11 protein-coding genes and 6 tRNA genes are annotated in these 11802 nt (G+C 57.6%); 2 read left to right on the plus strand and 15 right to left on the minus strand.

Features of this window, described 5'->3' with window-relative positions; genetic code table 11:
* Positions 1-262 precede the first annotated feature (262 nt).
* The gene (gene pbpG / locus J9889_RS16010) at positions 263-1090 is read left to right on the plus strand and encodes a D-alanyl-D-alanine endopeptidase (RefSeq protein WP_210557335.1); all 828 of its coding nucleotides are present in this window, start codon (positions 263-265) and stop codon (positions 1088-1090) included.
* A gap of 258 nt (positions 1091-1348) precedes the next feature.
* Here the strand turns inward: pbpG and J9889_RS16015 are convergent.
* The 12 genes from J9889_RS16015 to pncC all read right to left on the minus strand — a co-directional run bounded on the left by J9889_RS16015 (position 1349) and on the right by pncC (position 8843).
* A tRNA-Arg gene (locus J9889_RS16015) sits at positions 1349-1425 on the minus strand.
* A 27-nt stretch (positions 1426-1452) separates the two neighbouring features.
* Positions 1453-1529, minus strand: a tRNA-Arg gene (locus tag J9889_RS16020).
* 27 nt (positions 1530-1556) lie between these two features.
* A tRNA-Arg gene (locus J9889_RS16025) sits at positions 1557-1633 on the minus strand.
* A gap of 25 nt (positions 1634-1658) precedes the next feature.
* Positions 1659-1735: transfer RNA gene (locus J9889_RS16030), tRNA-Arg, on the minus strand.
* A gap of 94 nt (positions 1736-1829) precedes the next feature.
* Positions 1830-1906 (minus strand) — tRNA-Arg (locus J9889_RS16035).
* A gap of 4 nt (positions 1907-1910) precedes the next feature.
* Positions 1911-2003, minus strand: a tRNA-Ser gene (locus tag J9889_RS16040).
* A 212-nt stretch (positions 2004-2215) separates the two neighbouring features.
* Entirely contained in the window at positions 2216-2404 is a 189-nt protein-coding gene (gene csrA, locus J9889_RS16045; protein ID WP_005315760.1) for a carbon storage regulator CsrA, read from the minus strand.
* 93 nt (positions 2405-2497) lie between these two features.
* Entirely contained in the window at positions 2498-3745 is a 1248-nt protein-coding gene (locus J9889_RS16050; RefSeq protein ID WP_010672822.1) for an aspartate kinase, read from the minus strand.
* 16 nt (positions 3746-3761) lie between these two features.
* Entirely contained in the window at positions 3762-6386 is a 2625-nt protein-coding gene (gene alaS, locus J9889_RS16055) for an alanine--tRNA ligase (RefSeq protein ID WP_210557336.1), read from the minus strand.
* 272 nt (positions 6387-6658) lie between these two features.
* Positions 6659-7165, minus strand: a complete 507-nt coding sequence (locus tag J9889_RS16060; protein ID WP_210557337.1) for a regulatory protein RecX — start codon at positions 7163-7165, stop codon at positions 6659-6661.
* 41 nt (positions 7166-7206) lie between these two features.
* The gene (gene recA / locus J9889_RS16065) at positions 7207-8271 is read right to left on the minus strand and encodes a recombinase RecA (RefSeq protein WP_010672819.1); all 1065 of its coding nucleotides are present in this window, start codon (positions 8269-8271) and stop codon (positions 7207-7209) included.
* Between the two features lie 80 nt (positions 8272-8351).
* On the minus strand, positions 8352-8843 hold the full coding sequence (gene pncC / locus J9889_RS16070) for a nicotinamide-nucleotide amidase (RefSeq protein ID WP_029313644.1): 492 nt from the start codon (positions 8841-8843) through the stop codon (positions 8352-8354).
* 199 nt (positions 8844-9042) lie between these two features.
* On the opposite strand from pncC, the gene J9889_RS16075 reads away from it, so the two are divergent.
* The gene (locus J9889_RS16075) at positions 9043-9450 is read left to right on the plus strand and encodes a Spy/CpxP family protein refolding chaperone (RefSeq protein WP_010672817.1); all 408 of its coding nucleotides are present in this window, start codon (positions 9043-9045) and stop codon (positions 9448-9450) included.
* Positions 9451-10460: 1010 nt separating this feature from the next.
* On the opposite strand, the gene J9889_RS16080 is transcribed toward J9889_RS16075, so the two are convergent.
* The 3 genes from J9889_RS16080 to J9889_RS16090 form a co-directional block, all read right to left on the minus strand.
* Positions 10461-10601, minus strand: a complete 141-nt coding sequence (locus J9889_RS16080) for a hypothetical protein (RefSeq protein WP_210557338.1) — start codon at positions 10599-10601, stop codon at positions 10461-10463.
* A 76-nt stretch (positions 10602-10677) separates the two neighbouring features.
* Positions 10678-11358, minus strand: a complete 681-nt coding sequence (locus J9889_RS16085) for a hypothetical protein (protein WP_210557339.1) — start codon at positions 11356-11358, stop codon at positions 10678-10680.
* Positions 11355-11802, minus strand: a 448-nt coding sequence (locus J9889_RS16090; protein WP_246878109.1) for a hypothetical protein, incomplete at its 5' end; no start/stop codon positions are given. The genes J9889_RS16085 and J9889_RS16090, both read right to left, overlap by 4 nt.

Raw genomic sequence — 11802 nt, forward strand, 5'->3', positions numbered from 1 at the left:
CGAGCCAGCATGTCGCCAGATGCCTCAACAACATCGTTCAGATCGTTTGCAATAGACATAAAAAATCCGGAACCAGTGATTGGTTCCGGATTGTCCTACAGCAGAAGGATCGGTCAATGGATCCTTAACTGATCAGCATTGCGCCCACAGGCGGCCCTTTTTTATGGAAAATAGTGGCGAATTCCCCCTGCTCGCTCTTGTAAAGCAGGGGCAAAAATGAGTGAATCTAGCGCCTTTTTTCGCTGTGGATGGAGTTGGTTGTATGGGGTGTTGGATTCGCGCAATCGCGCTGGTAGGTGGATTGATGGGACTGCTGGGTTCACAGGCATCCCTGGCGACCCCCGACCCGGCCAAGCTGCAGCTCAAATCGGGCAGTGCCCTGGTGATGGACGTCAACACCGGCAAGACCCTGTATCAGAAAAACCCCACCCGGGTGCGCCCCATCGCCTCCCTCACCAAGCTGATGACGGCGCTGGTGGTGCTGGATGCCCGCCAGAACCTCAATCAGACCCTGACCATTGATCAGAACGACAGGGACAACATCAAGCACACCTATTCACGGGTGCGCATGGGCACCCAGGTCAGCCGCCGCGACGCCCTGCATCTGGCGCTGATGTCCTCCGAGAACCGCATGGCCTCGGCGCTTGCCCGCCACTACCCGGGGGGTCGCCAGGCCTTCATCCGCGCCATGAACAACAAGGCCAGACAGCTCGGCATGCGCAACACCCGCTACTATGACTCCACCGGTCTCTCCACCCGCAACGTCTCCACCGCCCAGGATCTGGCCAAGCTCCTCTCTGCGGCCTATCGACAGCCGCTGATCCGTGAATTCACCCAGGACACCAGCAGGGAGATGCGCTTTCACAAGCCGGCCTACAGCCTGATGTTCAACAATACCAACCCGCTGGTGAAGAACCCGGACTGGGATGTACGCCTCTCCAAGACAGGCTATACCGACGAAGCGGGCCGCTGCCTGCTGATGCGTGCCAAACCGGATCGTCAGGAGCTCGCCATCGTACTGCTCAACTCGGTGGGCAAACGCACCCCTGTCGGGGATGCCAACCGCATCCGCAAGTGGCTGAAAAGCTGATTCTTTCCACGAAGACATGAAAGGATGCCACGGCATCCTTTTTTATTGCCCGTCAAATGCCTCAGCAGGCCGCCAGAGGGCGCCAGCCCCGCACAGCATAGTGCGTTATGGTAAGGGCACCCAGGGGCACGTGCAGCCAGGGGGAACCGTCCCCCGTGGGGGCGTCAGGGAGAAGGACACGAGAGAGACAACCCCATGATGGGGAGGAGGAAATCGCCCATAAAAAAACAGCCCCGACTGACGTCGAGGCTGTCTGTATGGTGCGCCCGAGAGGATTCGAACCTCTGACCACCTGGTTCGTAGCCAGGTACTCTATCCAGCTGAGCTACGGGCGCTCACAACTTGTTGCACTGCTTGAAATATGGTGCGCCCGAGAGGATTCGAACCTCTGACCACCTGGTTCGTAGCCAGGTACTCTATCCAGCTGAGCTACGGGCGCTCATAAATTGTTGCACTGCTTGAAACATGGTGCGCCCGAGAGGATTCGAACCTCTGACCACCTGGTTCGTAGCCAGGTACTCTATCCAGCTGAGCTACGGGCGCTCATAAATCATTGTATTGCTTGAAATGGTGCGCCCGAGAGGATTCGAACCTCTGACCACCTGGTTCGTAGCCAGGTACTCTATCCAGCTGAGCTACGGGCGCCCTGTTTTCAAACGATAAAAAAAGCTTACTCAACAGTAAGCCTTCTTTAGTGCCGACTTGCTGATGGTCAACACATGACTCCAAGAGTCAAATATGGTGCGCCCGAGAGGATTCGAACCTCTGACCACCTGGTTCGTAGCCAGGTACTCTATCCAGCTGAGCTACGGGCGCAAAATGGCGGAGAAGGGGGGATTCGAACCCCCGATGCGGGTATAAGCCGCATACTCCCTTAGCAGGGGAGCGCCTTCAGCCTCTCGGCCACCTCTCCGTTTGCGGGGCTGATAATACTTCACAGGGATTTTTAGTCAAACACTTTTTTGGAGAAAACAGAGCGTTCGCTCAGCATTTGGCCAAAGAGTGGAATATTCAAGCAATATCGACACTTACCCAGTAGTTTCGCGCTCTGCAGGCCGATTTGCAGGCCCCTGAAAAACAAAAGGCGACATCCGGGATGTCGCCTTCATGCAGCCATGAAATGGCTTAGAAATTCGGTTGGCCCGGGACTTTCTCGGCCTGTATCCGCATGTAGATCTCTTCGCGGTGTACGGAAACCTCTTTCGGTGCATTCACACCGATACGAACCTGGTTCCCTTTTACGCCCAGTACGGTAACGGTTACTTCGTCACCAATCATCAGGGTTTCCCCTACACGACGAGTCAAAATAAGCATTCGCTTGCTCCTGTATCCTGTTTTGTATTTATATCGATATGCGCCATTATCTTACAAAGATACCGATATGGTAAATGGTTGAAACTAAATCAATCAGGGATTGTTTCCCAAGGGCTGCTCATGAGGCTCTTGATCCAACCCGAACGCCGAGTGCAACGAACGCACGGCCAGCTCCAGGTACTTCTCGTCAATCACCACGGATATCTTGATTTCAGAGGTGGAGATCAGCTGCATGTTGATCCCTTCCTCACCCAATACCTTGAACATGGTGCGCGCTACACCAGGATGATTCCACATGCCGACCCCGACGATGGAGACCTTGGCGATCTCTCCGTTGCCCTGCACGCAGGCGGCCCCCAGCTCGCTGGCGGTCTCCTCCAGCAAGGCGCGGGCCCGGCGATAATCATCGCGATTCACCGTGAAGGTGAAATCGGCGGTGCCATCCCCCATGGTGTTCTGCACTATCATGTCGACATCTATGTTGGCGTCGCTGATCGGATTCAGGATCTGCGCGGCCACGGTCGGCCTGTCCGGCACACCCAGAATGGTCAGGCTGGCCTCGTTGCGATTGAACGCAATGCCGGATACCAGGGGTGCTTCCATCCTCTCACCTCCATATGTGATTAAGGTTCCCTCTCCGTCGACGAAACTCGACAGCACCCTTAGCGGCACGCGGTACTTGCCCGCGAACTCGACCGAACGGATCTGCAACACCTTGGCTCCGAGACTCGCCATCTCGAGCATCTCCTCGAAGGTGATGGTATCGAGGCGACGCGCCTTGGGCTCGATGCGCGGATCCGTGGTATACACTCCGTCCACATCGGTAAAGATCTGGCACTCATCGGCCTTGATGGCCGCAGCCACGGCCACCGCGGTGGTATCCGAACCCCCTCGGCCCAGGGTAGTGATGGCATTATGCTCATCGCGCCCCTGGAAACCGGCAATCACTACCACCTTGCCGGCACCGAGTGCGGCTTCCACCTGCTCGGTGTCGATACGGGTGATGCGCGCCTTGCCATAGGCGGAATCGGTGTGGATGCGGACCTGATCGCCGGTCATCGAGACTGCGGGGCAACCGCGCTTGTTGAGCGCAATCGCCAGCAGTGCAATGGTGACCTGCTCACCGGTGGAGATCAGCACATCCATCTCGCGCCGGTTGGCATCCTGGTCCAGCTGCTGGGCCATGCCCAGCAACCGGTTGGTTTCGCCCGACATGGCGGAGACCACCACCACCACGTCATGTCCCTGGGCACGGGTCAGTTGAACCCGCTCAGCAACTGCCTCGATCCGCTCCAGCGTGCCGACCGAGGTGCCACCGTACTTCTGTACATAGAGTGCCACAGATCACCTCGCCCGCTTACAGGCGCTCTTCCAGCCAGGAGTGAACGGATTGCAGCGCCGCCGGCACCGCCTCAGGCTGGGTACCACCCGCCTGTGCCATGTCGGGACGACCACCGCCCTTGCCACCCACCTGCTGGGCCACCAGATTGACCAGCTCACCAGCTTTGACCTTGCCGGTCAGGTCATTGGTCACGCCCGCGATCAGGTTGACCTTGCCATCACTGCTGGTTGCCAGCAGCACGACACCGGATTTCATCTGGTTCTTCAGCTCGTCCAGCATGCCGCGCAGGGATTTGGGGTCGACCCCTTCCAGGGCGGCAACCAGCACCTTCTGGCCATTGATGTCGATGACCTGACTCAGCAGGTCGTTACCCGCCTGCGCCGCCAGCTTGGCTTTGAGCTGTTCCAGCTCGCGCTCCATCATCTTGGCCTTGTCCAGTACCTGGCGCACCTTGTCGGCGATGGAAAACTGATCGCCCTTCACCAACGCGGCGGCCTCTTCGATCTGTTCACCCAGCTGGTGCATCAGATCGATGGCGCTCTTGCCGGTGACCGCTTCGATACGACGCACGCCAGCCGCGATGCCGCTCTCGGCAATGATCTTGAAGAAGCCGATGTCACCGGTGCGCTTGGCGTGAGTACCGCCGCACAGCTCGGTGGAGTAGTCGCCCATGCGTACCACGCGCACATCGTCTTCATATTTCTCGCCAAACAGCGCCATGGCACCGGCTGACTTGGCCTCTTCCAGCCCCATCAGCTGGGTGGCCACCTCGTGGTTGGCACGGATCTGGGCGTTGACGAGCTCCTCGATCCGGCGAATGGTCGCCATGGTCAGCCCTTCGAAGTGGGAGAAGTCGAAGCGCATGCGCTCGGCGCCCACCAGGGATCCTTTCTGGGTCACATGCTCACCCAGCGCCTGGCGCAAGGCCGCGTGCAGCAGGTGAGTCACGGAGTGGTTAAGGGCGATGGCCTGACGACGGTCGCCATCGACCACGGCCTCGACCTCGGCTCCCTTCTCCAGGGTACCCAGTTCCAGATAGCCCTTGTGGATGATCGCCTTGCCCGCTTTCTGGGTGTCGGTGACGGCGAAGATGCCGTCATCCACCTTGAGGATGCCGCTGTCACCCACCTGACCGCCGGACTCCGCATAGAAGGGGGTCTCCGCCAGCACGATCACTGCCTCTTCACCGGCGATGAGGCCATTGACCTCGACACCATCCTTGTAGATACCGACCACCTGGGTGTTCTGGCTCAGCTGCTTGTAACCGGTAAAGGGGGTCTCGAAATCGAGCTTCAGCACGTCGTTGTAGTTCACGCCGAAACTGGAAGCCTCTTTCGCGCGGGCGCGCTGCTTCTCCATCTCGGCCTTGAAGCCCTCTTCGTCGATGCCGATCTCGCGCTCGCGCACCACGTCGGCGGTCAGGTCGGCCGGGAAGCCGTATGTGTCATAGAGCTTGAACACCACTTCACCCGGGATCACCTTGGCATCACCGAGGTTGGCCAGGGCGTCTTCCAGCAGCAGCAGACCTCTGTCCAGCGTGCGGACGAACTGCTCCTCCTCGATACGCAACACTCGCTCGACCAGCGGCAACTGGGCGATCAGTTCTGCCGCCACATCCTTCATCTGCACGGCCAGCTCGGCAGCCAGCTTGTAGAAGAAGACGTCGGTAGCACCCAGCTTGCGGCCGTGACGCACGGCGCGGCGGATGATGCGGCGCAGCACGTAGCCGCGACCTTCATTGGAGGGCATGACTCCGTCAGCCACCAGGAAAGCGCAGGAACGGATGTGGTCCGCGATGACGCGCAGGGACTGGTTGCTCAGATCCGTGGTGCCGACGATCTCGGCCGCCTTCTTGATCAACGCCTGGAAGATGTCGATCTCATAGTTGGAGTGCACCCCCTGCATGATGGCGGAGATACGCTCCAGACCCATGCCGGTATCCACGGACGGACGGGGCAGCGGCTCCATGGTGCCGTCAGCCTGACGGTTGAACTGCATGAAGACCACGTTCCAGATCTCGATGAAGCGGTCGCCATCCTCGTCTGGTGAACCGGGAGGGCCACCCCAGATGTGATCGCCGTGGTCGTAGAAGATCTCTGTGCAGGGACCACATGGGCCGGTATCGCCCATGGCCCAGAAGTTGTCGGATGCATAAGGAGCACCCTTGTTGTCACCGATGCGCACGATGCGATCGGCCGGCACGCCGACCTCTTTTTCCCAGATGTCGAAGGCTTCGTCGTCAGTCGCGTAGACGGTCACCAGCAGGCGCTCTTTGGGCAGCTTGAGGGTACCGGTCAGGAATTCCCATGCAAACCGGATGGCGTCCTGTTTGAAGTAGTCACCGAAGCTGAAGTTGCCCAGCATCTCGAAGAAGGTGTGGTGACGGGCGGTATAGCCGACGTTTTCCAGGTCATTGTGCTTGCCGCCAGCCCGCACGCAACGCTGGGCCGTGGTGGCACGGTGATAGGCACGCTTGTCGGCGCCAAGGAACACGTCCTTGAACTGGTTCATCCCTGCGTTGGTGAACAGCAGGGTCGGATCGTTGTGCGGTACCAGCGAGCTGGAAGAGACAACCTGGTGTCCCTGGGTGCGGAAATACTCGAGAAACGCAGTGCGAATCTCTGACGTGGACATGTACATGGAAAATCCTGCTTGATTCGAATACGGACTTTTAACCGCATTAATGTAAGTTTTCTGCAGGGTAAAGTAAAACGTGGGGACCCTTGGCGGGTGAAATAGCCCCCAAGGGGCCAGCGTTTGGCTGCAGCACCCGCAAGGACGTCGCAACAGGGGGGCTTCGGGATGCCTCGCTCGACCACAGGGCCGCCATCGACAGACTCGGCGAAGGGCTGATATTCCCCACCAGCCGCACCGCACACCAGTTGCTATAGGTGTTCAACCTTGGCGCGCCACTATTGCTCATCTTGCATGGCTGAGAGGGCGTAACGGGCTTGTTCCTGGGTAAAACCACGCCCCATCAGATATTTGAGCCACTTCATGCGCAGTTTGAAGTCGGCAAGGTCGGTCGCCTTTGCCCGACGCGACAACAACGCAAGCGCCAGTTCGAACCAGTCGAGCTCGGGTTGATCCAGGGCAGCCTCGATCTGGGTGTCATCCAGCCCCTTGCGGCGCAGATCGAAGCGGATCCTGAGCGGACCATGGCCTTTGGCCGCACCAGCCCGCACCGCCATGGCACCGTAACGATCGTCATTGACCCAGCCATAGCCACGGCAATGGTCGAGTACAACGGCGACCACCTCCTCCTCGAATCCCTTCTGACGCAGGCGTCTGGCCAGCTCCGACTCGGCACTCTCGCGACGGGCCAGACTGCGCATGGCGTAGGCACGGGCGGCCGCCAGCTGCTCTTCAAAGGTCAATTCGACGGGCTCGCCCGTTTCGTTCACTGATTCATCCGCCATAAACAACAAGGCCGGGTATCAACCCGGCCTTTCCTCATTCCTTATTCGAACTCTTGTTCGTTTTCGGCTTCAAACTCGTCGTATTCGGCAGCCGTGGCCTTCTCTTCCACCGGCGCGGCGCCAGAGAGCAGCAGCTCGCGCAGCTTCACTTCCACCTCGGCAGCCAGTGCCTTGTTTTCGGAGAAGAGCTTCATCACGTTGGCTTTGCCCTGGCCGATCTTCTCGCCGTTGTAGCTGTACCAGGCGCCCGCCTTGTCGATCAGCTTGTGCTTGACGCCGAGATCCACCAGCTCGCCCTCCTTGGAGATACCGGCACCATAGAAGATCTGGAACTCAGCCTGCTTGAAGGGTGGCGCCACCTTGTTCTTGACGACCTTGACGCGGGTTTCGTTGCCGACCACCTCGTCCCCTTCCTTGATGGCGCCGGTACGACGGATGTCAAGGCGCACGGAGGCGTAAAACTTCAGAGCGTTACCACCGGTGGTGGTCTCCGGGCTGCCGAACATGACGCCAATCTTCATCCGGATCTGGTTGATGAAGATGCACAGGCAGTTGGCGTTCTTGATGTTGGCGGTCAATTTACGCAGCGCCTGGGACATCAGTCGGGCCTGCAGGCCGACGTGGGAGTCACCCATCTCCCCTTCGATTTCCGCTTTCGGGGTCAGGGCAGCCACGGAGTCGACGATGATGACGTCGACGGCATTGGAGCGCACCAGCATGTCGCAAATCTCCAGTGCCTGTTCACCGGTATCCGGCTGGGAGATGAGCAGGTCGTCGACGTTGACGCCCAGCTTGGCGGCATAGATAGGATCCAGTGCGTGCTCCGCATCGACGAAGGCACAGGTCTTGCCCTTCTTCTGGGCTTCGGCGATCACCTGCAGGGTCAGCGTAGTTTTACCGGAGGATTCCGGACCGTAGATCTCGACGATACGACCGCACGGCAGACCACCGATCCCCAGCGCCACGTCCAGAGAGAGAGAGCCGGTGGAGATGGCTTCAATATCCATGGTCTTGCTGTCGCCCAGACGCATGATGGAGCCTTTGCCAAACTGCTTTTCGATCTGGCCCAGCGCAGCCGCCAGTGCCTTCTGTTTGTTCTGATCCATGCCAATCTCCGCTGGGAATCGTGAATAAGAAGTGAAGTTGGGCTAAGTATACTGTTTATGCATACAGTATCAAGCCCAATTTATTTGAGCAGTGCCAGGAGTCCGGACAAGGCCTGTCTGACCGCCTGCTGGCGCACCTGATGGCGATCCCCATCGAAACGGGCGAGCAGGGAGTGGTGACGACCGGTACGATCTGCCCAGGCAAACCAGACAGTGCCGACCGGTTTCTCCTCGCTGCCACCACCAGGCCCGGCGATACCGCTGATGGCCACGCAGATACCCGCATCGGAGCGAGCCAGGCAGCCCCGGGTCATCTCCAGCACCACGGGTTCGCTGACGGCGCCGTGGCGCAACAGGCTGTCGATGCTGACGCCGAGCATCTGCTGTTTGGCTTCGTTGGTGTAGGTCACGAAACCGCGATCGAACCAGGCAGAGCTGCCGGCAGTATCCGTGATGGCAGTGGCAACCCCGCCGCCGGTGCAGGATTCCGCCGTGGCGGCCAGCCAGCCTCTGGCCAGCAGTGCCTCGCCCAATTCCCGGGATAAGCGGGAGATCTCTGCTTCAAGTCCCATCATCGCGTCCTCTTCCGGCCTCTTCCAGGCGAAATATGGCGCTCATTATGCAGTTGCCCCGCCCCTCGGGCAACCGACCCCGGGGCCACTGCGTCAGCAAGTTGTCGTCGCTTAAGCTCCAGTACATGGCTGCTCGTTATCATGTTCCAACACCGCCATGCATGCGGTTTCCATCCCATCAGACCAAGGAGAAAGCCGGATGAAGCATCCGTTCAACGTCGCCATGACAGCCCTCGCAATGTGTATCGCCACCCATGCCTTTGCCACCGAGGGTACCGCCGAGCTGCAGAGCGAGACCACCCTGGCCCAGGAGCTGAACCTCTCCAGCGCGCAGGTGGAGCAGATCAAGGGGCTGCGCGAGCAGGCCACCAGGGAGCTGGGCTCAATCAAGCTCGACGCAATCGGCCAGGACGTCATCGTCAACATGATCAAGTCCGGCAAATGGGATGAAGTGGCGGCGAGAAAGCAGTTGCAGACCATCAGCGACGTACAGGCCGAGGCCCGCTACCATCGCGCCCACTACCTCTTCGAGGTGAGCCGGGTGCTGACACCCGAGCAGAAAGCCAAGCTGCACGAGATGCTGAGCGGCGACGAAGCCATGTACTGAGGGCGACACTCTCCCCGCTCTCCCATCCCCGCATCCGTGCGGGGATGCTATTTCTCCTCCCCCATGCCTCTTCTCGGCCAGGCTCCATCCCAGGCCACTCTGGCCAGCATCAGCCGGATGCACAGATCCGCGACGGGACGCCAGCTTTGCCCCCAAGACGGAGATTCCTCCTCACCATCTTGCCTCGAGCATGTAGAATGGCCCCCAGATTCAGACCCATGACGGCAGACGTTTGCCCGCAAGAGCACCTTCTGGAATAGCACATGACAGCACAATACCAAGCGCCAGGCGCCAACTTGAGCGCCCACACCCCCATGATGCATAGGTGTATTTTCATTGATATATAAACAGTTTTTGCCCCTAAAACCAAATACCTACATTTAAACCTATACTTATAGTTTTTGCCCCTCCCCTCTCCCAAGATCCCCCCCCCTTCCAAAAAACTCCTTCCCTTGAGGCCGCAATCCCTCACCATTCATTAGTGGTTCTCAATCAAAGCCCTTCAACCAAATGCAAAAAGAACGGGGGCTCATTGGCTCCCACATTTACGTTACTCATCGTCCTCATCTGGACGCTCGTCACCCATTCTATTTCTGCTGAATAAGCATCGTACCCAAGCCGGGGCGATTCAAACTGCCCTGGGCAGTCAACTTAGTTCAATCTATGATGCAACTGATGTAGGTAGGCCACTCCCCACTCTGCTGCATCTCCACATATGAATATTTCTCAAGCTGACACCCGCCCCCGATTCAAAAACAGTTCAAGGAGCAACGGCAAAGAACATGAGCAAAAAGAACGGGGGGCTCATTGCCCCCCGTGTTTAGGTCACTCTTCGTCCTCATCATCGGGACGTTCGTCATATCCCCGGCTCTGCCAGTAAGCATCATGCTCAGGGTTTAACTGACGTGAATGGTTATCGTCATCATCTTTTTTGGACATCACAGGCTCCATGCCGTTATGGTCAACCAAGTCATGGCAATGCGCTTCCGCATGCCAAGGCAGAAATGCTGTTACTTACGATTCGGGTTCATTTCCTTGCCACGATTCCCCTGATTCTGGTCGTACTGACGATTGGTCCCAGGTGAGCCAGCATTTTTATTCTGCATGTTGGCGGAATTATCTGCGGGTTTGATGGGGGATAGCTTTGACATAGAAGACTCCTTGAACGTTGATGGTCGTCAGTGCAACGTTACGCTGACAAGACTCATCATCAATCAGTGCAATGCACTAAAAAGCCCTTCCAAACAAAAAGTCGACTGTTGCAGAGAATTCTTTTGCAGCGCCAAATTCTGCCTCGATATGTTGAGCGAGTTTAACTAGTTCAATTGGCTCGTTTTCAGCAGCCAAGGTGACACGAACCGCAAGTTGCGCTGCAACATCCAGTTCACCATCCAAGTAGCAACGTAGCATGGGATCAGCCTTGGCAAGGCTGGCGCTACGAGCAACATTGCAGCTCAGTAGCCCCATATCCCCCTTCAATAAGATCTGAGGTAACACCTCAAATGGGTTATCCAGCCTGTGTTTTCGGAGATCTAGATCAGGTGTCGCAAGTTTATGAACGAAGGTTGCCGCATTCACGTTCAGATGGACAAGCTCCAGCAACGATTGCCGATTCATCACAATCAGGCCAGCAAGTTTGGCTGCTCTCTGCCGCACCTCTACATCATCAAAGATCAGCTTAACCTTGGCGGGATCAGGGAAGATCGCCAGCAACAACGTTGCATTGAACAATGTTGTTAGCTCGCACGTTGGTAAGCTTCTGTGATTTCGGTGAGAGATACGTTGAACATCCATATGTATCAGTTCATTGCGAACCAAGCTGTTCAACTGATCTTTGAGCTTGGGGTAGCTCGTCAACTTAATCCCAAACAGGTCCTTTACTGCATCTGCCAAGGTGTGCGAGCTCATGATTGACAAGCTCCCCGTAACAACGACTCGGTTGATGGCGGCAAGCTCTTCTCATCTTTGTAACCTGCAACGTACCGTGCCCGCTTTAACCAGTCCCCCTTACAATCATGACCACGGTCATATTCATCGATCACGCCCTTGCAGTAACCAGCACGTAATGCTTCAGAAAGTGACGTTATCAAGGCAGCTTTGAACGTGTACTGCTGATTGTTCTCATAGATCTGGATAGCTTCAACGCAACCTTCAATCAAAGTTGTCCGATTAGTCTCAGCCATCACCATCCTGGACAACATCAGGATGGCGTTGTTGATCAAATCCGTCGCTGGATGGCCGTTCCCCAACCCGTTGATACCACTCAATTCACTGGCTGGCGAACAGGCATACCAAGCCCTATCAGCTTGTTCATCACCTTCACGCCAGCCAGGATTTCGCCCACCTGGGCGT

This window comes from Aeromonas sp. PrichA-15 (assembly GCF_017939245.1).
Lineage (GTDB): Bacteria > Pseudomonadota > Gammaproteobacteria > Enterobacterales > Aeromonadaceae > Aeromonas > Aeromonas caviae.

Excerpts from the sequence above, each read along its gene's own strand:
- pbpG (WP_210557335.1), top strand. The coding sequence starts at position 263 with ATGGGGTGTTGGATTCGCGCAATCGCGCTGGTAGGTGGATTGATGGGA.
- J9889_RS16080 (WP_210557338.1), bottom strand. The coding sequence starts at position 10,601 with ATGTCAAAGCTATCCCCCATCAAACCCGCAGATAATTCCGCCAACATG.
- pncC (WP_029313644.1), bottom strand. The coding sequence starts at position 8,843 with ATGGGACTTGAAGCAGAGATCTCCCGCTTATCCCGGGAATTGGGCGAG.
- recA (WP_010672819.1), bottom strand. The coding sequence starts at position 8,271 with ATGGATCAGAACAAACAGAAGGCACTGGCGGCTGCGCTGGGCCAGATC.
- J9889_RS16075 (WP_010672817.1), top strand. The coding sequence starts at position 9,043 with ATGAAGCATCCGTTCAACGTCGCCATGACAGCCCTCGCAATGTGTATC.
- alaS (WP_210557336.1), bottom strand. The coding sequence starts at position 6,386 with ATGTACATGTCCACGTCAGAGATTCGCACTGCGTTTCTCGAGTATTTC.
- csrA (WP_005315760.1), bottom strand. The coding sequence starts at position 2,404 with ATGCTTATTTTGACTCGTCGTGTAGGGGAAACCCTGATGATTGGTGAC.
- J9889_RS16085 (WP_210557339.1), bottom strand. The coding sequence starts at position 11,358 with ATGAGCTCGCACACCTTGGCAGATGCAGTAAAGGACCTGTTTGGGATT.
- J9889_RS16060 (WP_210557337.1), bottom strand. The coding sequence starts at position 7,165 with ATGGCGGATGAATCAGTGAACGAAACGGGCGAGCCCGTCGAATTGACC.